Origin of the sequence: Enterobacter cloacae complex sp. 302F9, assembly GCF_050030335.1 — a bacterium.
Taxonomy (GTDB): domain Bacteria; phylum Pseudomonadota; class Gammaproteobacteria; order Enterobacterales; family Enterobacteriaceae; genus Enterobacter; species Enterobacter hormaechei_C.
In genome coordinates, this window is the sequence record NZ_JBLGUC010000001.1 from 66,668 (window position 1) to 89,744 (window position 23,077).

The 23,077-nt window shown below is 53.7% G+C and carries 22 protein-coding genes; 16 read left to right on the forward strand and 6 right to left on the reverse strand.

Annotated features, from left to right (window positions below; translation table 11 throughout):
* The first annotated feature begins 131 nt into the window (after positions 1 to 131).
* Positions 132 to 932 carry a lipoprotein NlpA gene (gene nlpA, locus ACQG0T_RS00320; protein WP_020480549.1) on the forward strand — a complete coding sequence of 267 codons (801 nt, stop codon included), beginning with the start codon at positions 132 to 134 and terminating at the stop codon, positions 930 to 932.
* 33 nt (positions 933 to 965) lie between these two features.
* Here nlpA and ACQG0T_RS00325 read toward each other — a convergent pair whose 3' ends face one another.
* Positions 966 to 1,646, reverse strand: coding sequence for an EAL domain-containing protein (locus tag ACQG0T_RS00325; protein WP_214604812.1), 681 nt, complete (start codon positions 1,644 to 1,646; stop codon positions 966 to 968).
* 75 nt (positions 1,647 to 1,721) lie between these two features.
* Complete coding sequence (locus tag ACQG0T_RS00330; RefSeq protein ID WP_015570093.1) at positions 1,722 to 2,342, reverse strand: LuxR C-terminal-related transcriptional regulator; 621 nt, start codon at positions 2,340 to 2,342, stop codon at positions 1,722 to 1,724.
* A gap of 570 nt (positions 2,343 to 2,912) precedes the next feature.
* Here ACQG0T_RS00330 and ACQG0T_RS00335 point away from each other — a divergent pair.
* Positions 2,913 to 3,548, forward strand: a complete 636-nt coding sequence (locus ACQG0T_RS00335) for a LuxR C-terminal-related transcriptional regulator (protein ID WP_015570092.1) — start codon at positions 2,913 to 2,915, stop codon at positions 3,546 to 3,548.
* 6 nt (positions 3,549 to 3,554) lie between these two features.
* On the opposite strand, the gene ACQG0T_RS00340 is transcribed toward ACQG0T_RS00335, so the two are convergent.
* The 4 genes from ACQG0T_RS00340 to ACQG0T_RS00355 are packed head-to-tail and all read right to left on the reverse strand — an operon-like array spanning position 3,555 to position 8,472.
* Positions 3,555 to 4,619, reverse strand: a complete 1,065-nt coding sequence (locus ACQG0T_RS00340; protein ID WP_252051661.1) for a fimbrial protein — start codon at positions 4,617 to 4,619, stop codon at positions 3,555 to 3,557.
* Positions 4,620 to 4,634: 15 nt separating this feature from the next.
* Positions 4,635 to 7,127 (reverse strand): fimbria/pilus outer membrane usher protein, encoded by a 2,493-nt coding sequence (locus tag ACQG0T_RS00345; protein WP_271040502.1) that lies wholly within the window; start codon positions 7,125 to 7,127, stop codon positions 4,635 to 4,637.
* A gap of 15 nt (positions 7,128 to 7,142) precedes the next feature.
* Positions 7,143 to 7,835, reverse strand: a complete 693-nt coding sequence (locus ACQG0T_RS00350; RefSeq protein ID WP_015570089.1) for a fimbrial biogenesis chaperone — start codon at positions 7,833 to 7,835, stop codon at positions 7,143 to 7,145.
* Positions 7,836 to 7,887: 52 nt separating this feature from the next.
* Positions 7,888 to 8,472, reverse strand: coding sequence for a fimbrial protein (locus ACQG0T_RS00355; RefSeq protein WP_017383657.1), 585 nt, complete (start codon positions 8,470 to 8,472; stop codon positions 7,888 to 7,890).
* A gap of 374 nt (positions 8,473 to 8,846) precedes the next feature.
* Between ACQG0T_RS00355 and ACQG0T_RS00360 the strand changes: the two genes are divergently transcribed.
* The 14 genes from ACQG0T_RS00360 to ACQG0T_RS00425 all read left to right on the forward strand — a co-directional run bounded on the left by ACQG0T_RS00360 (position 8,847) and on the right by ACQG0T_RS00425 (position 23,057).
* The gene (locus ACQG0T_RS00360; RefSeq protein ID WP_015570087.1) at positions 8,847 to 9,659 is read left to right on the forward strand and encodes a winged helix-turn-helix domain-containing protein; all 813 of its coding nucleotides are present in this window, start codon (positions 8,847 to 8,849) and stop codon (positions 9,657 to 9,659) included.
* Between the two features lie 18 nt (positions 9,660 to 9,677).
* Positions 9,678 to 10,148 (forward strand): hypothetical protein, encoded by a 471-nt coding sequence (locus tag ACQG0T_RS00365; RefSeq protein WP_017383656.1) that lies wholly within the window; start codon positions 9,678 to 9,680, stop codon positions 10,146 to 10,148.
* Positions 10,149 to 10,375: 227 nt separating this feature from the next.
* Entirely contained in the window at positions 10,376 to 10,999 is a 624-nt protein-coding gene (locus tag ACQG0T_RS00370; protein ID WP_003860995.1) for a common pilus major fimbrillin subunit EcpA, read from the forward strand.
* A gap of 45 nt (positions 11,000 to 11,044) precedes the next feature.
* Positions 11,045 to 11,722 (forward strand): pilus assembly protein, encoded by a 678-nt coding sequence (locus tag ACQG0T_RS00375; protein WP_045910976.1) that lies wholly within the window; start codon positions 11,045 to 11,047, stop codon positions 11,720 to 11,722.
* Positions 11,723 to 11,728: 6 nt separating this feature from the next.
* On the forward strand, positions 11,729 to 14,329 hold the full coding sequence (locus tag ACQG0T_RS00380; RefSeq protein ID WP_032667869.1) for a CS1-pili formation C-terminal domain-containing protein: 2,601 nt from the start codon (positions 11,729 to 11,731) through the stop codon (positions 14,327 to 14,329).
* On the forward strand, positions 14,307 to 15,905 hold the full coding sequence (locus ACQG0T_RS00385) for a hypothetical protein (protein ID WP_023302845.1): 1,599 nt from the start codon (positions 14,307 to 14,309) through the stop codon (positions 15,903 to 15,905). The genes ACQG0T_RS00380 and ACQG0T_RS00385 overlap by 23 nt, the downstream gene beginning before the upstream one ends.
* Before the next feature lie 6 nt (positions 15,906 to 15,911).
* Complete coding sequence (locus tag ACQG0T_RS00390; RefSeq protein ID WP_006812468.1) at positions 15,912 to 16,565, forward strand: hypothetical protein; 654 nt, start codon at positions 15,912 to 15,914, stop codon at positions 16,563 to 16,565.
* A 73-nt stretch (positions 16,566 to 16,638) separates the two neighbouring features.
* On the forward strand, positions 16,639 to 16,833 hold the full coding sequence (locus ACQG0T_RS00395; protein ID WP_013094846.1) for a hypothetical protein: 195 nt from the start codon (positions 16,639 to 16,641) through the stop codon (positions 16,831 to 16,833).
* A 23-nt stretch (positions 16,834 to 16,856) separates the two neighbouring features.
* The gene (locus ACQG0T_RS00400; RefSeq protein ID WP_001196016.1) at positions 16,857 to 17,042 is read left to right on the forward strand and encodes a hypothetical protein; all 186 of its coding nucleotides are present in this window, start codon (positions 16,857 to 16,859) and stop codon (positions 17,040 to 17,042) included.
* Between the two features lie 151 nt (positions 17,043 to 17,193).
* Entirely contained in the window at positions 17,194 to 19,206 is a 2,013-nt protein-coding gene (locus ACQG0T_RS00405; RefSeq protein WP_426723875.1) for a peptidase domain-containing ABC transporter, read from the forward strand.
* Positions 19,203 to 19,952 carry a hypothetical protein gene (locus ACQG0T_RS00410; protein ID WP_103269870.1) on the forward strand — a complete coding sequence of 250 codons (750 nt, stop codon included), beginning with the start codon at positions 19,203 to 19,205 and terminating at the stop codon, positions 19,950 to 19,952. Before ACQG0T_RS00405 ends, ACQG0T_RS00410 begins: the two co-directional genes overlap by 4 nt.
* A gap of 6 nt (positions 19,953 to 19,958) precedes the next feature.
* Positions 19,959 to 21,209 carry an HlyD family secretion protein gene (locus tag ACQG0T_RS00415; RefSeq protein ID WP_017693988.1) on the forward strand — a complete coding sequence of 417 codons (1,251 nt, stop codon included), beginning with the start codon at positions 19,959 to 19,961 and terminating at the stop codon, positions 21,207 to 21,209.
* A gap of 89 nt (positions 21,210 to 21,298) precedes the next feature.
* The gene (locus tag ACQG0T_RS00420) at positions 21,299 to 22,078 is read left to right on the forward strand and encodes an MBL fold metallo-hydrolase (protein ID WP_252051667.1); all 780 of its coding nucleotides are present in this window, start codon (positions 21,299 to 21,301) and stop codon (positions 22,076 to 22,078) included.
* Positions 22,079 to 22,103: 25 nt separating this feature from the next.
* Positions 22,104 to 23,057 (forward strand): GlxA family transcriptional regulator, encoded by a 954-nt coding sequence (locus tag ACQG0T_RS00425; RefSeq protein ID WP_017383650.1) that lies wholly within the window; start codon positions 22,104 to 22,106, stop codon positions 23,055 to 23,057.
* Positions 23,058 to 23,077: the final 20 nt, after the last annotated feature.

Here is a 23,077-nt window from a genome sequence, read left to right on the forward strand (position 1 = left end):
CGGGTAAGCGCAGCGCCACCCGGCAACAGGCCGCATATAACTTAACCGTCTTACTGATTCCTTTTCGTTTTTTAGCCTGCCGTCTCGTTGTCGATATAGTCTTCAAAACGTCTATCAAAAGGAACTGTCTCGTGAAACTTCGATTGGGTGCGCTTCTCCTGACTGGCCTGCTGCTCGCGGGCTGTGATCAGGGCGGCAATGATGCCAGACACATTAAAGTCGGCGTGATCAATGGCGCTGAGCAGGACGTGGCGGAAGTCGCCAAAAAGGTGGCAAAGGAGAAATACGGTCTGGATGTTGAGCTGGTGGGCTTTAGCGGCTCGCTGCTACCCAACGATGCCACCAACCAGGGCGAACTGGACGCCAACGTCTTCCAGCATCGCCCGTTCCTCGCAGAAGATAACAAGGCGCACAATTACAAGCTGGTCGCCGTGGCCAATACCTTCGTCTTCCCGATGGCGGGTTACTCCCGAAAGATTAAATCGGTCTCTGAGCTGAAGGACGGCGCAACCATTGCGATTCCAAACGATCCCACCAACCTTGGCCGCGCGCTGTTGCTGCTGCAAAAAGAGAAGCTGATTACCCTTAAACCGGATGTTGGCCTGCTGCCAACGGCGCTGGATATTACCGCGAACCCGAAAAACTTACAGATTATGGAGCTGGAAGGGGCGCAGCTGCCGCGCGTGCTGGACGATCCGAAAGTGGATGTGGCCATCATCAGTACCACCTATCTCCAGCAAACGGGGCTTTCTCCGGTACACGACAGCGTCTTTATCGAAGACAAAAACTCACCCTACGTGAATATTGTGGTCACGCGTGAAGAGAACAAAGACGCCGAAAACGTGAAGGAATTTATCCAGTCCTATCAGTCGCCGGAAGTGGCGAAAGCGGCGGAGACCATTTTTAACGGTGGCGCGGTGCCGGGCTGGTAAGCCCCGGTAAAAAGGCCAGCGCTCCGCTGGCCGTCAAAGCGTTACGCGGGCATCGGTTCGGCTTTCGGGCCACAGAAAACCCTGACCAGACTGTGCGCCGGACGCGCGGGCGCGCGCCAGATCCTGCGAGTTTTCGATGCCTTCTATAAGAATTGATTGCGCGATACCTGCCCTGACCTCCTGTACAAACGGGGCAAGCGGCGCGCGCTCGCGCAGCGCTGAGCGGTCAATTTTCACCCCATCCAGCGGCAGCGCAAGTCGCGCGAACGCCTCCGCCAACTCCCGGGTTAAATCGTCCAGCCAGATTTGCCATCCCGCCTCTTTTAACCGAACAAGCGTGGCATGAAGGCGACGTTGCTCATCCTCGCTCAGCCGTGTGATGGTGAGGGGATCCTGAATTTCAATCGTTAACCGCTGCTGATGGCGTAACGCCAGCAACAACCGGATAGCGCGTTCGTTGAGAAGGTGTTCTGCCGGAAGGTTTAGCCAGTAAGCGTCCCGGGCGAGTATCTGTAACAGGGTGTTGGCCTGCCAGAAGAAGATTTGCAGCGCGCTGCGCGAGGGCAGCGAGGCAAACAGCACCTCAAGATTGACGTTATGGATCTCCACGAGAACTTCATGCGCGAACACCTGGCCCGAATGAAGATCGACAAGAGGCTGGAATCGCAGCCCTGAGATACGTTGCAACAGGGGAGAGGGAAGAACGGTATACATGGAACAGCCTTCAGGAAATGAAAAAAGGTTCCCGCGGACACGGGAACAAAAGGCAAACGACACACGGTCAAATTCTTAATTCAGGATCCAGCGAATGCTCTGGTAAAACGAGGGGCCACGCACGGCCTTAAGCTTGTTCATGGCGTTGTTCTTATAAAAGTAAACCAGCCTGACGTTACACCCCAGCTGACGGGCGATTTGCTTGGTTTTGAGATTACAGGAATAGCCGCGCAATACGCTGGCCTCCTCGCTGGACAACCTCGCCGGGGTGCGTAAGCGGGTCGTCATGCCTACGTTGTAACGGCCAGACTCTTGCGGCGTCTGGCTCATCAGTATTTGCCACAGCGCTTTGATATCCCCCAGGGAGACTCTTTTGCTGATGACTCCATCAACATGTTTGAATTTCAAATAGCCGGCGGATAACGAATAGATATAGATCTTCGCCGTCACTTGTTTCTGTTTAATACAGAGAATGTCGTCATTCGTCGTCACCCGGAAATGACGCGTATTCAACGGATCATAAATGATGATATCAAAGAGTTGTTCACTCATAGCAAGTTCTTCGATATGGGTAAATCCATGGAAAATAACGTCGTGTTTTTCATCAGGCTCACGCTTTCCAAGCGATTGCAGGCCAATCATCGTGAATTCGCAGCTGTCAACAACGGCAACGTGAATTGTTTTTTTATTTTGCATTGGCATTCTCCTTTCGCTGAGTAAACAGTCCATATAAGAGAAAATGGCGGTTCGCACTCTCTTATTAAAAGAATAGCGAGCACTTTTTTAAATAACGCGATGCGATGGCATCAATGTAAGCCAATACAAACCGTCGAGTAAAGCTGAAGCCAATTATTAGCGGAAGATAAAATTGAAAAATGGTTTTAATGGTATATGCAATTGTTTTAATCTTCTAATAATATTCATGCCAGATTTTTATTCTGTAAATGAGCGGATAATAAGCATCAGAAGGTTGATTAATGGGGTTAATCCACCGCCTTTTCAGTGATTTACTGCTGTTTCTGTAAGAAAAATTGTGATCGTGGCAGGGTTATCGACAGGGCTTTATCTGCGAGGGGAAACGGCGCGCAGAATAAAATAGAATTTTTTCTATGAATTTAATGTCCTTGTTCAGATTTTTAAGCCTGAGAAGGATAAAATCCTGGCGCGAAGAGGTTGTGAGTGGTGAGTACATAAACTATTATCATTTTCCTCCGAACACGAGAATTTAGAAAAGACATGAATAATACTGAACGTATCGTAAGGGTAATGGTGTTTTACAAAATAAATATATTTAAAGAGATAATATTCCGGGCGCTCCAGGATCTTTTACCCGATTACGTACTGAACATTACTCAGGTCGATTCCACAGAACAGGCGCTGGCGGCGGTGGCGGATAATAACGTGGATGTTTTTTTCACTGAATTTAATTATCTGCTTAATCATAAAGAGTGGAGTGCGGAGGTCAGCAGCCGTTTTACATCTTTATGTAAAACCCATCACGTCAGGCGTGTTCTGTTGGTGCCCGAGCTGCCTTACGGGCTGTTAAAAAAAGTTCTGGAGATGAAATTTGAATTAACCATCAGTCAGCAGGATGAATTGACTGAACTGAAAAAGGAATTACCCGCGTTGCTCATGGCGGACGGGCAAAAACCGTCGATCTCTTCGTGGCTCAGGCGGGTAATGCGGTCCGGCTCCCGGGCGCGTTCCATCCTCTCGGCCAGAGAGTGGGAGGTGCTTCATCTTATCGTGGAAGGATTTTCAACGACGGAGATTGCCCGTCATCGAAACCGTTCGGTCAGTACCATTGCGACACAGAAACACAATGCAATGAAAAAGCTGAATCTTTCCAACCACAGCGAACTGATTAAGTATGTGCAAGCGGTTGGAAAGATGGAGGAATAGTTCACATCAGGGATAGATAATATTCAGCGTAGCCGATGTATTGATCTTACCCTGGCTCACCTGGGCGGGCGCCCACACGTAATAGTACGCCGCCATCGGAAGGGTGAAATGTTCGTCCAGCGCCGCGCCAGCCGCCACGCTGAAAATCATCGTGGCGTTGCCACGGCTGGTGGTTGAGGTAGAGAAGGTCACCGGCGTTTGCGGGGCGTCACGTTTTATCAGGCGGAGCCCCACGCCCTGCGCCGCGCTACTGCTGCTGTCGATCAGCACCGAGCTGTCGGTTGAGAGCAGCTGCGTGCTGGACAGAAACATCTCAATTGCCCGATCGGAATTGCCATTAACCCCGACGTTCTGACAGTTCATGTTCAGTGAAAAAGGCGTCAGCCCCGGCTGTGAGGATGCACTGAGCTGGGGAATGCCGAGCGTCGGCAGCGCCACGGTCAGCCCCGCATTATCAAAGGAACAGGTAGTCAGTTTCGGCGCGTATTTGATGATCATCGGTTGACCAAACATATCTCGGTTGTCGTAAGGCCACTTGAACCCGCTGAATAACCACTGCGCTATCTTGATGACCTGATTGATTGGCCAGGTGATGATTTCCCAGATGGATAACCCGCTCATGTCGCTGACGAACAGAACGTCGCTCATGTTCGCCGTATCCCCCGTCAGGGTGGTACCGCTCTGGTTAACGAGGGTGAAGCGAACCGTAAACGGTGTGTTCAGCTCAGACGCCGTATGGCTACCGCTGGCAGACAGGGTTTTATTGGCCGGGGGATTGGTGATCTCCGCCCGCACCATATACTTGTTATTGCTGAACCCGAGGATGGTCGCGTATTTGCTGTCGGTCGAGAGGATCGGCGTGTAAGAAAATTCACTGTTACCCGTCGTACAGTTGAACGAGCCGCTGTACTGGGTGCTGAAGCTACCGGTCCATGTGGGCGTGGCCGGGCTCAGCTTATCCGATAAATCAATGGTAATCGGTGTGCCATAAACGATGCTGCTGCCGGAGCAGGTGGCATAGCTCATTCCGCTAATGCTGGTGAGGAGCAGGAACATGAATGATCGTAACATTTTGATAATCCGTAATTAATGGCAAACCGATGAGGGGCTGTTCAGCCCCCAGGCCGGGGAGGAGATTTCGCACTTTCCGCTGCGGAGATGCACGTTGAGCGCGCGTGGCGGCTGTTCAGCACGGATATACAGTACGCTGGCCTGGCCGACATACCCGACAGATCCACCGTGTTCATCCAGCACTTCAGTGCCAAAGGGCAGCGGTTTGCCGTCGGTGCGCGTCGCATGAAGTACCCATGACTGGCGCTTATCGGTGTCGAAGCGGATATAACTCACCGCCCCGTCGTAAGGAGCCACGTTAGCCATATTGCCGATCACCTCCGCGCCAGCGCTGTTTTCCGTTTCGGTTAACGTAATGGCGTTTTTGCGATACGGGGTGGCGTAAGGGACCAGCGCCACGCCATCGCGGTTCGTCATAATGCTTTCATCGCCGTTCACCATCAGTCCCTCCGCCTTTGGCGCATCGACGATAGTCATGGTTGTGCCGGTTTCGTTTGAGGCGAGAACGTGCCACGGGTAGGCCACCAGGCTTCCGCGCCCGCTGAGCCCGGTCTGGCGGTAGTCGGAGGATTCGCTGTAAGAGCCACCGAGTGTCGCGAAGTTCGAACGGTACGCGGCGTTAACGCTTGCCGCATTTTTACCCCCACGCGCATTACTGCCGGAGAGGGTATAGCTCAGGCGGTTCGACGCCAGCGCGTTCCCGCTCATGCTGATATTGCTCTGTTCGTAATGCGAATCGCTGGCCGTCAGGCTGGAGGTGATCCACGCATTATTATCAAACAGCGAGAACGGCAGGCTGAGGGAGAGGTAAAGGCGCGTCTCTTCTTCACTGTCCCTGTTCCGTACCCGGCTGGCCGACAGGGTATAGCTGGCGCGGCCGATGGCGTTGGAATAGCCCATCTGATATTCGCGCGTGGTTTGCTGTGAGTTCCAGTAATCGCGCTGTGTGCCGGAGACAAACACCGTGCCCCAGTTATTGAGCAGGCGCTGATTAAGGTTAAGCGTAAAGGTATTCCTGGGCTGCGCCGCGCGCAGGGCGTCCCAGGTGCTTAGCGACATGTCGGGCGCAACGCCAAACCGATCTTCATAGTCGTCGTACTGCGCTCTCAGGCGCTGATACCCTTCGCGCGAATAGAGCGCGTCGCTGAAGCTGTAATAGCCTTTAGTGGAATAGCGATAGGCCGCCAGGGTGAAGTTGGTGGCGGTGGTATCGATAAATTTGCTGTACGACACGCGATAACTCTGACCGCTGCTGGTGCGATCCTGTAGGGTGGTTTTGGCGTGGGTGACATCAAACGAAACCGCGCCAAACGGAAGGTTCCACCCGGTACCGACAAGCCCGGCCTGGTAGTTATCGCTAATAATCGTCCCGGTATACCCGGTGATGAGGTTATTAAACCCGTAGCGCAGCGTGGCCTGCATGAATGCGGGTTCGGCATCGAGCGTGTTCTGATGCACTTTACCCGCCACTACGCTGTACTGGCTCACCCCTTCTTTTAGCATCCCGGGCACGGCGGAAAACGGCACCGTGAAGGACTGCTGTGAACCGTCCGCTTCACGCACCACCACCAGCAAATCGCCCGCGGACCCGGTAGGCTGAATGCTGTCGAGGGTAAACTGGCCCGGCGGCACGTTCTCCTGATAGATCACGTTGCCATTCTGGATAACTTTCACCAGGGCGTTCGTCCTTGCCACGCCGTGAACCACCGGTGAAAAACCCTGCTGTGAATTTGGGCGCATCTTCATATCCGACGCCAGCGACACGCCGCGCACGCGCAGGGAATCAAACAGATCGCCAGGAATATAAAAGTCACCCAGCGTCAGGTTGGATTTCAGCGAGGCCAGGGGACGGCGCAGGTAGCGGGTATTATTCTGCCAGCTACTCTCTCCGCTGGCGGTTTTCCGCCAGGCGCTGCTGTCGCGAAACTGCCAGCCGAACAGGTTGGCGCCGGAATCCAGCCCGGCATAAAAATCATCATTTGTGTCTTTCGCAGTGCCTTTCGCGCGGGTGTTGTACCAGGTCGTGTTCCACGAGAGCATCAGCGCCGGGATCCCCTCGTCCCAGAACTGGGGGGCAATGTAACCTTCTTCAGTACGCTGCACGGCCGCCTGCGGAACGGTAAGCGCCAGACTCAGGGTGCTGGTATCGGTTTTGACTTCACCGCCCTGAATCAGATCGCGCAGCTGGACCTGCCCGTGCGCAATGGCGGGCGCAGGCACGGACGTGGTGTTGATGCCCAGCGACCGGGCATCTTTCCAGGCAAGGCGGATGTCGTCACGCTGCTCGCCGTAGATGACGGTATAACGTCCCTTCCAGCTGCCGTTTACGTAGATATCCATCTCCTGACTGCCGGCAGGCATGGCGTTGTTTTCGGAAAAGCGAGACAGATCGGACTCACCGGATGCGCCAGCAAGCAGGGAGGGATCAAACGAGACGGCCCCTGATTTATGCGAAAGCAGAAGCGTGCAGACTGCCAGCAGACAGAGTCTGTTTTGTTTCATTTTCATGGTGAGTCTTTCCGATCACTGACTGGTGAAAGTGCGGGTTTTATACGCGCCAAGATCGTCCACATACATCAGCTGGAAGGTCTGTCCGCGCTTAACCGTATTTTTGGCGGCGACCGTCAGCTGCCCAAACGGGGAAACCATCGGGGACTCCTGGAGCAATTTCGTTTTACCCAGCGAAATATTGGCGACCGTAATATGGAACGGACTGTTATTTGTAATGCGAAAGCGATCGCCGTCGGCGGCGAGCGTCAGTTTCGCCACCGCGTCATCCAGCGTGCCTTTCAGCGCAGCGGGCCGATAAAAAAGTTTGATACGGGATTTAATCGCCAGCTGAACGGTATTCTGGTTTTGCAGATTTTCAGGTCTGGGCGGAATGTCGAGGACATTCAGGAAAAAGACGGATTCGCGATCCGCAGGCAAGCTGGACGGCAGCTTTTTAATACGAAGCTGTTGACCATTATGTTCGTTAACCTTTATCACCGGCGGCGACAACAGAAACGGCACATTGGCTGTTTCCGGCGTGGAATTAATATCACCGTCATCTATCCAGGATTGTACCAGAGCCGGCGCATCGCCCGTATTCATTAACTGGACGATCACCTCTTTGTTATTTTCAGGATAAAGGACACGGGTGCCATTAATGACAATATTGGCCCATGAGTGACCCGTGCTTAGCAGTAAGCCTGCCAGCAAAATTGCCTTGCGCATGATTGCAACCTTAAATACAGGCTCTGCGAAAACAGAGCCTGAATAATCACTATTACAGGTAGGAAATGGTATACGTTACGTTGGAGCTTAACTCGCCCACGGTGGCGGCAGCGGCGTTTGTTTTATAGTAATAAACGTCCAGCGTCAGCGTTTCGGAATCTGGCGCGGTCGCTGTACCCATAATATTTGTCGTGTAAGGCTGGTTCAGGGTAATAGGCGTAGACGAACCTGGCTCCACTAACGCAAAGCCGACATTACGTGCCACGCTGGCATCGCTTTCGTTCACGCTGTTATTCAGCAGGTATTTACCGTCAGTGGAAATATTATCCGCGCTGGAGAAATACACTTTCAGCGGGGTACCGGTCGTTCCGGCTGCTGGTGAGCAACCAGAGAATGTCAGCGCAATAGATTTTTTATTTCGGGTGATCAGGCCAACCGTGGTGCCCGCATCTTTTACCGAAATAGGGGAAAGCGCAACGGTAAAGTCCGCGCTTTTACCGCCGTTAATGGTACAGGTTGTATCGGTAATAGCGCCGGTAAAGTTAATGATACCACCCGCCGAATTGTCTGCGGCCACTGCGCTGGTAGAGGCAATAGCGGCGGCCAGCAGTGATACGGTCATGATCGATTTGAACATGATAAACTCCATGAAGATTTGTGTTATTTAAAATGAATGTTAATCGGCTACACATGTCCCTGATGTACCGGCTAGACGCATGGCGACTCGGGAGAATGCTTTGACGATATTATGTTGCACTAAAAAAGTACATAACAAAACATTATTCCAACAACTTCTAAAGTTTAAGATTATAATCTTGTCAGTATGTTTTTTTTAATGTTTTAACCTAAATGCGTTAGTTCGAAGATTTTTATTAATGCTTTAATAATCGTTAATTAATGAAGCTTTATGAATTCATCTCTCAATTAATATCACGCGACTTGACCACACAAACTTTAGACTTATTATTGCCTGGCAAATGCACAAAAATTTAACAATGGCGTAATAATAATATGAAGTATCTCATTGATCTTACAATGCTTTATGAAGTCGACACCGGTATGATCATGATTAATGGAGAGGAAGAGTCATCCATTAAGTTATCTAACCAGGCGGGTCGTCTGCTTTATGAACTTATCATCAATAATGGTAAAACACTCGACAGAGACGACCTGATAAAGAAGGTCTGGGAGGATCATGGTTTCTCTGGTTCTTCGGTGAGTCTGAATGTTGCCATAAGTGAAATCAGAAAAGCATTTCGTACATTAGGATGCGACCCTTTACTGATAAAAACGATACGTGGCAAGGGATTTAGCCTTGCCGCGCATATTGAACACCACACGGTCAGGCCGCCGGTTATTTCAACGCTTAGCGAAGAATCTGCCTCTGAAGCATTCGATACGCTAGCGCATAAGAAAGATGCCGATCCGCCTAAACAAATAATATCGCTGCACAGACTCTTTATTTCTCTCTGCACGTTATTACTAATTATTGTTACCGGCACCGCTGTTTTACTATTGCACCAGCGGGATTCCTATGCCGAGAGCCTGAAAGATTCTGATATGCATCTGCTCGGTAAAGTGGACAGGTGTACGATATACCTGATCGATAAGAATATGTATCAGCCGCGACAGCACTACTTTAATCACGTAAAAGAGGTCATCGCCAGTCAACATATCGACTGTCAACATCAGGTTGCAGATGCTTACTATTCCAGGTTTAAAAAGTCGCAGATAGAAAATTATTTCCTGGCCATCTGTTATCAGCAGGACAGTATCGACGATTATAAGAACTGCATTTCTTACAGAAGCCTGACCGGGAGTTAAAATATGTCACGGACTAAAATGAGTGTACTGTTCAGTATCGTACTGGCGCTGTCTGTCATCGCGTTGTTATGGGTCTATTTTACCAGAACGCAGGATGAGGGGTTTGGCTGCCAGTCAGATACCATTTCCTGGAAAACCTATTCCACGGGTGAGTCAACCGATATGTCGCTAACCACGCTTTTCCTGTTTAACAACAAAGATGTTGTGACGGTTATTCATAAAGGCGTACTCAAGAAAGAGGGCAAAAGCTACCTGATTGACAGAAATTACACGCTCAGCGTGGAAAAAGTCGACGGCAGCAATATCTTTTATATTAAGGATAAAAAGCTGAATAAATCTGAAGATGATGCGGCGCCGGATGGCGTTGTAAACGAAATGTTACTTGATAATATCAACTTCTTCTATATTACCAGCGTAAAAAAACATGCGTGGTTAATTAAGGGGCTGGTGTTGCCTGTAATGATGTGTGTGGCTGTCCCGACGTCCTGATATTTCTCTTTATTGAAAAATCGATATTTATCTATTACTCGGGAAATTGAGTAATTTACTCAATACGTAACAATAAGATACGAGAAATTTATTTATATTTTTATTGTTGCTCTCCGTCGAGTGAATTTTTCTGTATTGCCTCGTTATTTTGCGGCTGTCTATACTCCGCCTCGAAAAAGGGGCTCCCCTTTTTATACACGTGGATTCTTTTTTGAAGGACTAAATAAATGAACAAACTGAACGCTATCGTTCTGGGCTCCCTGCTGTCTGTTTCTGCCCTGAGCGCAGTTAATGCAGCTGAAACGACGGCTTCTGCCACCTGGCAGGCAACCGCGACCAAAGACAGCGAATCCGATCTGGTTGTTACGCCAACGCGTGCTTTGAACTTCGTTTACAGCGCCAATACCAAATCTTTCAACACCGATACCGGTCTGTTTGATGTGGCTATCCGTGGCGATCACTCTACGGCGACCAGCTTCAAACTCGAAGCTATCCTCGACGATTCAAACAACACGCTGTTCAGCGTGGGTGGTGAAGCGACCAAGCTGAAAGTGGGTGCGCGTTGGGGCGGTAACGACCTGGGCTCTATCGGTGGCACCGTGGGGGCGAAATCGACTGCATGGACAACGCTGGTTGATTCTTCTTCTAACACCGGCGTCTCTTCTGGCCTGTGGAACCTGACCACCAGCGCAGGCGCGGCGGCAGATACCGAAATTACCGGCCAGGACAAATTCGTCTTCTACGTTGACTCCGCTCAGGACAACGCCGGTACGGCGAAAGAGTTCAAAGACCTGACCAACAGCCTGTGGGAAGGGACCGTGTCTGTTGCGTTCCGCGCAACCTGGGGCTAAGGCCTGATCGATCCAGGGGCGCAAGCCCCTGTTTAGGGAAATAGCATGTTTAACCTCAAATCCGCCTTCTTATTTTTATTATTTATCTCTTCCTCCGCGCTGGCCATTAATGTGGGAAAAGTCACCACCATTATTTCTGCGGATGCTGACTCCACCGCCAAGGAAATAAAAAACGAAGCAAACAGCGTGCGTATTGTTTCTGTTCGCGCACAGCGGATCAGCAGCCCAATGGATGAAGGGATCGTCATTAATCCGGAGAAAGTGGACGAACTGTTGCTGACACCCACGCGCATGGTAATGCCCGCCGGTACCAGCAATATCGTCAAATTTTACTATCACGGGAACGCCGATAACAAAGAGCGTTACTACCGCATTACCTTCACGGATGAAGGGGTAAGCGAAGAGGTGGACAGCGGTTCGCCAAAAAACGGCACCGGGATGACGCGTGCGGTGGTGAGCACCATTCTGGTGGTTCAGCCCCGGGATAAGAAGATTGATTTCGTCTATGTGGCGGGAAAAATAACCAATAAAGGGAACACCTCGTTTCGCGTCAATGCGACCGGGACCTGCCTGAAGCCGAATCCGGAATCCCCCGGCACGCCGTGTAGCAAAAACTTCTACCTGATGCCAGAGACCTCGCGCGCTATCGAGGATATCAACGTTACGGATAACCATTTTCATCTCGGAATATGGGACCTGAAACAGTTCATTCCTGTTAAGTAAGGATGCATGGTGAAAAATAAATTAGTGTTGCCGGTGATGATGGCTTGCGCATCCGGCACGCTGCCCGCGCTTGCGCTTGCGCATGCAGCCTCAAGCTCCGTGGTTATCGCTAATTACCGTTTTCCCGACTCGCTTTATGCACTGCTGGAGCAGGGGATCAAAATTCCCGTCTATCTGGTAAATACGCGTCCACACTCAGCACAACAAGGGAACCACGAAGGCACGGCGAGCGAATATGTTCGTATCGGTGACGTGACGCTCTTTGCAAAAGATCTGAAGCTGGGGCTGAGGGATGTTCAGGTCCAGGAGTCTGATAACGGCATTCGTCTTTCAAAAGAGATGCGGGCGTTACTGCAAAGCATTAACGATAAGCAGTTTGATGACCAGATGCGTATTCCGGTTAGCGCGGGTTCGGCGTTCGAACTGGATCAGAAAAAAATGCGCCTGTTGCTGAATCTGTCGCAGAGCGACTACGGGGTGAATATTCGCCCGCGTGAGGTGGACATTGATGCGCCGGAGTCTGACGACCTGAGCGGCACGTTCTCCTACAACCTCGGAGCGTATCACACCGAGAGCGGCTACGGTGACAGCTGGTCGTCGGGCTATCTGAACGCGAGAAACTGGATCTCAATGGGCGTCGATCATGTGCTGATCGACGGCTCTGGCTACGTCAACGAGAACAGCAGCGATACCCAGATGAACGCGGTTATGTGGGAGCGCGACTATCAGGGGATGCGCTACGCCGCGGGCATGCTGAACGGCTGGGCGATGCAGTCTCTGGCGAGCGTCAGCGGGATTTCCGGCGGTGAAGTCTACGGCGTTTCCATGGGCAACCAGGCCAACTCCCGCAAGCGCGATAACACGCTCTCTCTGACGCCGGTGGTGGTCTATTTTCCCACGGCGGGCGAGGCCCGTATTCGTCGTGACGGGCAGCTTATCGGCATTCAGCGCTTTGACGTCGGCAACCATGAAATTGACACCAGCAGCCTGCCCTACGGGATCTACAGCGTCGAAGTTGAAGTGGTGAGCGGAAGCCGCACCGTGTCGCGCAGCATGTACACCGTAAATAAACCGTTCTCCAGCAACGTGTCGGAAACGCTGCGCTGGCAGATGTGGGGCGGGATGTATAGCCGCGATAAATCCGTCGTCAATTATAAAAAATACGCGAAACGCAAAAACGAGCAGGATAACACCTACTACTACGATTACGACACCAAACATAAAGACACCATGTCGCTGGTGGGAGCCTCGTTCAGCAAGCGCAGCGGGATGGTCGACTGGAACGCCTCTACCTACATGATGCGGGAACACATCGTCAGCGAGCTGTGGGCCTCCCTGAACCTGACGGACTATTTCTCGGTGAATACCCAGACCATGGCCGCCTCCGACGGAACGTATCGCGCCAACTATGGGGCGAATCTCAGCCTGCCGTGGCAGATCGGCTCGGTGTGGTACTCCCATGAACAGCTCTCCAGCGGCAAGTTCCTGGATATCTATGAGAGCAAGGGCAACACCTGGGGCGCTTCCTTTAGCCTGCCGTCATTCGGCCTGCCCTCGGCAGGCAACCTGAGCCTGATGCGTCAGGAAGACGACCTCTATCGCTATAAACGCTATCAGCTGGACTACTCCCAGGGGTTATACGCCGGTCGCTACGGTACGGCGCGCCTGCGGGTGGGGATGTCGCGCAACAAATACGACGGGTATTACGAAGAGAAAGATCGTTACGTAATGCTCGATTTCGCCATACCGCTCGGCAATACCGTGTCGGTTGGCGTTTCCCACAATCGCGATACCGGCACGGCGTTGAACGTCAGCGCCAGCCGCCAGTTTGAGGGCGATTACCTGAAATCGGCTACCGCCAACGTCTCGAAAGCCTTTAACAGCCGCCAGGATCGCAGCGTAAGCGGCGGCGGCAGCGTGAACTTCGACACGCCGTGGAACAGCAACATCCTCAGCGTCCAGAGCGGCATGAGTAAAGGCTGGAACTCCACGCTGACCAGTGACGGCAGCGTGGGCTGGTCCAAAGAGGCCATCGCCGCCGGGAAAGGTACCGAAAGCGCAGGGGTGATTGTCAGTACCGGTCTCAAATCTGATGAAGCCCTGACCCTGAAGCTTAACGGCCGGGCGGAACGCATCAAAGGGGATAAAACCTGGCTGTCGCTGCCGGCATACCAGGCTTATGACCTGGAAGTGATGAACAGTGAAACCGGTACGGAAAGCTATGAGATTGGCGCGAATGCGCGTCGCCATATCACGGTTTATCCGGGCAATACCGTGGTGATGAAGCCGCAGGTGAAGAAAATCGTCACCCTGTTTGGTCGTCTTGTGGATGCAAACGGGGCCCCGGTTGGCGCCATGCAGATCAAAAACCATGTCGGGCTGACCCGGACGGAAAACGACGGACGCTTCGTGATCGACGTTGATAAGAACAACCCTGTCCTGAGTATCGCCACGCCGGACGACAGCGTCTGCGAAGTGCGCCTGGACATCGAGTCTAACCGCGGTGCGCTGTGGCTCGGGGACATCTCCTGCGACAAAGGCGATTTTGTCTGGCAGGAAGCAAAAGGAACGCAGGAACGTGACGATGAAAAAGATATTCGCTCTTAATTTACTGCTGATGAGCGCGGCGGCCCAGGCGCAGGAGCTGCCCTATTTCGCCATTAATAACCCGGACAATAACGGTACGGGAAACAGCGCGGGGCTGTTTAGTCTGAACAGCACGTCGACCGCGTTTTTACACGGTTCGCGCGAGTGGCCGACCCTGAGTGCGAAAACGAATAACGGTATCGCCACTTACATCCCGGACAACAGCTACAGCGGTCCGGCAGGCAGCGCGCTGACCATCGACTTTTCGGTGACCGGTTCCAGCGCCTCTCCGTTCTTCAAAGGGACGGCGTGTTCCTCGTCCTGCGGCAACACGGGGTACACCCCGACGACCAGCTATACCGACACGTCGATGGTGGTTAAGCCGCCGGTGATGGAGCCCGGCACGTCATACGGGCGCTGGGTACTGGGCGATCCGTTCTTTAACTATCTGCTCAACGCCGCGCCAGGGGATGAAGTGACCATCACCTCCACGCCGCAAATCAGCTCCATCAACAAAGTGACCACCACCAATACGCTTCACAAGGTGGGCACGCTGACCATGACCAACGCCAGGGCGCTTAACCTGGGGATTGACCCGATCAGCGGTGAGGTGACGATTGTCGATGGATCAACGGGGGCCACCTGCACCAAATACACCCGCAACACGGTCTCTGGCGTCCTGTGCGACCTGCTCGAATACACGTTTGTTGGGGAGGATATCTCCGGTTACAACGGGGGGCTGGCGCTCACCTCTTCCCGCGTCAACAGCGTGCTGCAATCGCACATGAGCGGCGGCACCGGGCTTGCCGCCGAGCTGACCTTCGATGAAAACACCTGGTACAGTATCTCCGGCGGTATCCTGAGCGATACGCGTGTCCTGGCGAACACCTTCCTTGCAGCGCCGCAGAAAAACGGCGGCAAAGCGTCCCTTAAAATCTTTTTGCCGAAAGCGTTAATTCTGAGCGTGGCGCAGGCGGGGGACGGCAGCAACATTGGCAATATCGTCAGCCTGTGTCTGACGCCCGGCAACAGCTCGCTGGCGGCGGATTTCTGCTTCCAGCCGGGGGGCGGCCTGGTGATTAACCCTATCGAGCCCGGGCTGGAGATTGTGCCAGACAACCCGGATTACACCCTCGATCCTGACGGTCTGGGCGGCTCCGGGAAAGGCATTATCGGCGAAGCGCCCATTGAGATCCCCTACACCATCACCTACAGCGGGGCGCAAAAAGATGCGGCGATTGCGGTCACGGTAAAAGTCACCGGGCCTACCCAAAGCCTGAATGGGGTGGACTACTGCGCCTTTAGCGGCAACGGTTTCACGGTTCCCATTCCGGGCAACGTGCTGGTGGGGAAAAGCCAGACGCTGATGGCGCACAACTGTAAAGGCGAAGTACTGTCGATCCCGGCGCCGGCCACCCATGCGGAAGAGTGGGACAAAATGAGTTCCGGCGTGACCGATATGTGGCTCTGGAAAACACCGCTGATCCTCCAGTTCGTTATGGATAATCCGGTATCGAAAACCACCTATGACGGAAATAGCTGGTTTGGCGAAGTGACCGCGCAGGGAAGAATAGATGTTAGCGCATCCTGGAATTAATCAACCATGACTGGAAAATTCCTGGCTATTTTTGCAATAAATTGCTTCATTTCCACAGGGGCAAATGCTTTAATTATCGAAAGTCTGAATATTGATTTTTTGCCCGAAAGAGAAGTTGTTTTTCAGCCGATAAAAAACGATACCAGCGAGCGTCAGAATTATACCGTTTCGCTTATTCAGGTAGACGTTCCTAAAGAGAAGGGAAAAGAAACCGAAATAAAAGACGGCGAAGTCATGTATTCGCCTAAGCAATTAACGCTGGGGAGCGGTGAACGCGCGGGTTTTAAATTTTATTATACCGGCCCGCATGACAACAAAGAGCGATACTATCGCGTAAAATTCACCGAGACGCCGCTCCAGGCAAAGGTTATCACGCGCAAAGGCCAGCGCATCCAGTCGGATGTGGTGGTCTCGCTTGAGGCTATTTTGATTGTCCGTCCATGGACACGACATTTTGATTATGCGTTTAGCAACGGGGTGGTGAGTAATACCGGGAATACCTATTTTAAATATGTTTCCTCGGTCGGGTGCAGTACGCAATACAACAATTCAAAATATATTCCGCCGGGGCAACGGCTGGAAATAGATAATGCCGGGCAGGCTGCAAGGCGGATGATTATTTATGGCAATAAAATCATTCCGCTTACCACCTGCCCGTAGCAACCGCTTTCCTTCATAAAAGGAAATTAGCCTTTAGCATCATGCTAAAGATCCATCACTACAGGAGATAAAAATGAAAGCGATTTCATTCGTAGAAGCGAAAGACATTATCGGTGGCGCGTTAAACCCGTTCGCTGGTCTGGTTAAAGGTGCACAGCTGGGTTACGACACCGGCGCAAGCATCATGGGCATGGTTGGCGGTGTGGTTGGCGGAATTCTGGGTGGCGCAATGGGCTTCCTGGGTGCGCTGGTTGGTAGCTACAACTAATTCACGTTAACAGGAAAAGACTCATGCAAGTTATTGATTTCAAAAAAGCACAGGCCATCATCGGTGGTTGGGATCCGTTTGCTGCCGCTATTCAGGGCGCAAGCGCGGGCTATAACGCGGGCAGCCAGATGTTAGGCGCGCTGGGCGGCACCATCGGCGGCGTGTTCGGCCTGGTGGGCGGCTTCATCGGCGGTTTCTTCAGCGCCTAAGCGAGAAGCACGTTGTACGCATGGCCCGCATTGCCGGGCCATTTTTTTATTTCAGCCACGGATCATTATGTTTTCGCTCTTTCAGTATAAAAAACAGGGTAAGACCCCTGTTATTCGCCAGCATGAATTTACCGAATGTTGACTGGCCTGCCTGGCGATGGTGTTGGGGCACTACGACCACCATGTCTCCGTCAGCCAGCTGCGCCGGGAGATTTCCGTTTCCGCCGATGCGGGAACCTCAATGGCGGAATTGATGACCCTTGCCAGCGATAAAAATATGTCTGGCCGGGTGCTTAAAGGCGAAATCACTGAAATAGAAACGTCTGAGCTGCCGCTCATCGCCTTCTGGCGCGGCAACCATTTCGTGGTCATCGTGAAGATCGACAGCCGCAGCGTGACCGTTCACGACCCCGCCAGCGGCGTGCGTCGTTACCGTCTGAAAGAGGCGGAAAAACTCTTTTCCGGCTATGTTCTTGAGCTTAAGCCCACGCCGTGCTTCGAAAAGAAATCCCCGGATGAAAAGCTCACGCTTGGCCGGTTAGCCAATAAATCCCCGAGCCTGTTCCAGCGCCAGCTGCTGCTGTTTGTGCTCTGTATTTTTACCCTCATCACCATGCTGGCAAGCCCCACCTACGTGCAGCTGATTATGGATGAGGCCATTTCCCGCAGCGACAGCGATCTGGTGATCCTGCTCACCGCGATCTTCGCTATCGTCTTTATCTTTGAAGTCATCGGTAAATTCCTCAAGCAGTTGCTTGAGATCCTGATGCGTAACATTGCCTATGACGATTTAAGCCAGTCCGTGCGCCACTACATGCTGCGCACCCAGACCAGCTGGTTCCGCTCGCGCCCGCCGGGCATCGTGCTGGCCATTGAAAAATCGCTCCACGCCTGCGCGGAGTTCATCAGCAATGGTTACGTGCAAATTCTCTTTTCCAGCCTGATCGCCGTCACCAGCCTGCTGTTTATGCTGCTGTATAACGTCAAAATTGCGCTGCTGACGATGCTGCTGATGGGCGTGTTTTTCCTGATCCGCTTTTCGCTGATCGGCCCCTATCAACGCGCGGTGGATGACTCCATCGAGCGCACCGCCCAGTATGAATCCCTGCTGGTGGAGACGCAGAAAGGGATCATTACGCTCAAAGCGAACAATATGGAGCAGGCCCGGGATGCGGTGATGGATAAATCCCAGCGCGAACACATCGCCGGGCTGATGCGTAAAGAGCGGCTGCTGGCCCGCTTTGACGTGGCTTCGCTGCTGGTGATCAATGCCGAGCAGCTGCTGGTGGTCTGCTTTGGCGCGTGGCTGATCCTGGAAGGGCAGATGAGCATCGGGATGCTTTACGCCTATATCAGCTATAAGCGCTATTTTTCCGATGCCATGGTGCAGGTGGCGCAGAAGCTGCTGGACAAAAATGCCCTCAAGGGGCCGCTGGATCGCGTGGGCGACCTTCTGTTTGCCCCCTCTGAAACCAGCCAGTTTGGGAAGCGGATTGTCACCTCGCCGGTCTGTCTGCAATTTGAGGATGTCTCATTTGCCTATCCTGGCCGGGAGGCCACGCTAAAGCATATCAATATGACCCTGAAGCAGGGCGAAGAAGCGGTGATTGTGGGCCAGAGCGGGTCGGGAAAAACCACGCTGCTGCGTCTGATCTCCGGCATGCTGCTGGCATCGTCTGGCACGCTGCGGATCAATAAGATCCCCATTGAGGAGTGCGATCTTTCCTCGCTGCGTCAGCACATCCGCATCGTCCATGCGGACGATATTCTCTTCACCGGCTCGATTCTGGACAACATCGCCTGCTTTGACAGCGCACCGGATAAAGAGCAGGTCATTGCCGCGTGTCGGCTGGCGGAGGTGGACCACGTCGTCGCCAGGCTGCCGCACGGCTACGAAACGGAGATGCTGCCGGGGAACACCTTTTTCTCTGCCGGGGAGATGCAGCGTCTGGTTCTGGCGCGCGCCCTGTACAGCCAGCCTAAGCTTCTGCTCTGTGACGAAGTGACGGCGAACCTGGATAAAACGACCGCGCAGAAAGTGCTGGCGAACCTGCGTAGCCTGGGAATTGGCCTGGTGTTTGTTACCCACTCGCCGGACGTGGTGGGCTGCCAGGGGCGTCTCTATACCATGGAAAACGGCACCCTGCGGGAGAGTGAGCAATGATGTTTCTGCCGCGTCTCTATGCGCGCCTGTGCGCGCGCCAGGCCGGGCGCACGCTGCTGGCAAACCGGATCACGCAAAACTACAGCCAGTTTATGCGCTGCCCGGAGGCCGATGTCCCGGCTGATTTTCTGCATCAGAACGCCCATGAGCTGAGCGGGTTTAACTTCGTGGAGCAGATCTTCCCGCCCGCGCTTTGGGCGCGCAACGTCCGCTTCGATCTGCACGCGTACGTGGCGCAGTGGACGCAGGAGCAGGCGTTTTACAGTTCATCTCGCACCCTGCTTCTGGGAATGCGCTGGGCGGGCTTTGGTCTGATCGTGGATGCGCTGCTCGCCACCGCGCCAGCCGATGTGCGCTTTCAGTTTATTACCCGTCACCCTGCGCTGCATAAGCTGATGGCCGCGCACGAAGGCCGACGCGCCAGCTCGTTTTTTGCCCCTCATCGCCTGGTGACGGTGCTGCTGGTGGACGAACGCCTGCCGGATGCGCCGCTGTTCTCCACCCAGGCTGGGGATCAAAAGGCGTGGTTAACGGACGTCTCAATGCGGTTTTTATCCCGCTATGGCTACAGCGTCCGAACGCTGCTGCCGATCTGTTCGCTGCATGCGGTGGAGTTTGGGCTGGAGAGTCAGGCGTATGCGCCAGAGGATTATCGTCAGGCCGCCGCCGACACGCTGAACGCGCTGCGCAAAACCCCCACGCTCTGGAGTGCATGGGACGATCTTTCAGTGATTTATCATGGATGACATATCGTGAAATTAAAAAACCGAAGCCGACAGCGGCGGGCGCTGATCCCGCATCATTTCTCAAAAAGCTATCACATCAACGCGCCACGGCTGAAAGCCGTGCTGACCTTGTTCATCACCTTTTTTCTCTGCCTGCTGGTCTTTGCGATTGTCTTTAACTTTTCGGAAACCACGCTGGCACGTGGGGTGCTGATCCCGGCGCAGGGCGATGTGGAAGTCCGCGCCCGGGAGTCCGGTACGCTTGTGGATTTTGCCGTACGGCCAGGTCAGTACGTGAAGGAAAACGATCCGCTGTTCACCGTGTCACAGGACTATGGCGGCAAGCAGGGCTCGGTGGTGCAGTTTGACCGCCAGCAGATGGAAGCGGAGAAGAAGCGCAGCGAGCAGCGCATCCAGGCCATTGAGGACTCGATTGCGTCGTATCGCAAAAATCTGGCGCAGCAGCTGGCTCTCACTGACAAGCAGATCGCCGTTTCCCGCGATAAGGTGAAGAAGCTGCGCGCGTTGTTAAAAAACAGCACCGACACCTACGAGGCGTGGAAATCCGTCTCCGGGAAGGGCTATGTCTCCAAAGTGGATCTCGATAAAAGCCACAACGATGTGCTCAATGCGCAGCTCAACCTGACGCTGGAGGAGAGCACTATTCTTGAGCTTGAGGCACGAAAAACCAGCCTGACCGACAGCACCCAGTCGCAAATTGACTCTCTGAGCGAAGAGCAGCTGTATGTGAAAAACCGCATCAGCGAAATTGACCGCAACCTGTCCAGCCGGGGAAGTTCCACCATGGCGATGCTGGCCCCTTCCGATGGTTACGTGGTGGCGATTAACTTCCCGCCTGGCCGGGCCATTACGCAAAATAGCGAGGTGGTAGTGGTGATCCGTAAAAATACCGCGGCGACGATGGAGGGGTACCTGTATGTTCCGGCAACGGGGGTGGGGCGCGTGGCGAAAGGCGATAAGGTCAAGCTGCGCTTCGACTCCTGGCCCGTAGACAAATACGGTTCCGTGGAGGCAACGCTGTCCGATTTCTATGAGGTAAACATTGATGCCCATTCGGCGCTGATCCCGCTCCAGGAGGGGCAGAACTACTACCTGGCTAAAGTGCGCGTCCCCTCCTGGTTTACCGACCCGGACAAGAAAAAGCGCATGCTGATGGGCGGAATGACGGTGAACGCCGATATCGTTATCGATCGTAAGCCGCTTATCAATCTGCTGATTGCGCCGCTGGAAAGGGTACGCAAGCGGTTTATCGATTGACCCGATTTCATCGATCATCGCCCTTTAGCCCACATTCTTAACGGCACCCTGGGGCTATTCTCCTTCTCATACCAACCGGAGGATAGCCCATGAACATTACGCAAATTCGCAATGCCACCCAGCTGATCACTTACGCGGGAAAACGCTTTTTAATCGACCCAATGCTGGCGCCAAAAGGCACTTATCCGGGTTTTCCCGGCACGGCGCGGGCTGATATTCGCAACCCGATGGTCGAGCTTCCCGTTGACGTTCAAACGCTTCTGGATGCTGACGCGGTGATCGTCACCCATACCCATGCCGATCACTGGGATCAGTACGCCGTTGAGCTGATCGCCAAAGGCAAGCCGATCTACGTGCAAAATGATAGCGATGCCGCGCTGCTGCGCAGCCAGGGATTTACCAACCTGACGATCATGACCGGGGAAACAACGTACGGCGATATCCGGATAGTGAAAACCCACGGCGGCCAGCACGGTACTGACCGCGCCTACGCCGTGCCGGAGCTGGCAGAGTTTCTGGGGGAAGCCTGCGGCGTGGTGTTCCGTCATCCCGATGAGAAGACGCTTTATATCGCAGGGGATACCATCTGGCGCGATGCGGTGGCGGCCGATCTGCAAAAGCACCAGCCGGATATCGTCGTGCTCAACGCCGGTTACGCTCATGTCATTGGGTTTGGGCCGATTATCATGGGGGAAGAAGATCTGCTTAACGTGCATTTCCTGCTGCCGCAGGCGAAAATCGTGGCGACCCATATGGAAGCTCTCAACCACTGCCTGCTGACCCGCCGCGCGCTGCGCGAGTATGTTGATGCCAACGAGGCAGGTGACGCGGTGAGCATTCCCCAGGACGGCGAAACCATTATATTCTGACTGTTAAAGGGGACAGGAGAGACAGATGCCGCTTATTAACGTTGCCATTGTCGCGGTGGACGGGTTTAGCCCGTTCCACTACTCCGTCCCCTGCATCCTGTTTGGCGACACGGTATCCGGGGAAAAGCGCTTTAACGTCACGATCTGCGCTGAAAAACCGGGATTCCTGAACTCGAAAGACGGTTTTGCCCTGCATGCGACGCAGGATTTTTCCGCGATCGCATCGGCTGAAATTGTGGTTGTACCCTACTGGCAGCACGTTCTGGAGCGCCCGCCTCAGACGCTGCTCGACAGCCTGGTTCAGGCCAGAGACAACGGGGCGGAAATTGTTGGGCTGTGTCTGGGATCGTTTGTGCTGGGCTATGCGGGCATACTCAGCGGCAAACGGGCCGCCACTCACTGGGAGTTTGAACGCCAGTTCCAGTCGCTATTTCCGGACGTCCGACTGGATATCAACGCCCTCTACGTGGATGACGGCAATATGATTACCTCGGCGGGTACCGCCGCCGCGCTCGACTGCTGTTTGTACATCATCCGCCAGCGCTTTGGCAGCGTCGTCGCCAATCAGATTGCCCGCCGGATGATCGTCCCGCCGCACCGAGAGGGCGGGCAGGCGCAGTTTATTGCGCAACCTGTGCCGAAAGATACCCGTGATGGGCGGATTAACTGTCTGATTGACTACCTTCAGCAGCATATTTCCGAACCGCATAACCTGGACTCTCTTGCGGAAGTGGTGTCGATGAGCCGGCGCACGCTGACCCGCCATTTTATCAAGGCGACGGGCATGAGCGTTGCCGACTGGCTTACCGCCGAGCGCCTGCGGCGCAGCCAGATCCTGCTGGAGTCCGGCAACCTGCCAATCGAAAACGTCGCCGGGCAGGTGGGGTTTTTATCAGCGGTGACGTATCGGCAGCAGTTTAAGGCGCGCTTTGGCGTCAGCCCGGCGGAGTGGCGCAAGACGTTTCGTACTCGCCAGTAGGCCAGGTAAGCGTAGCGCCA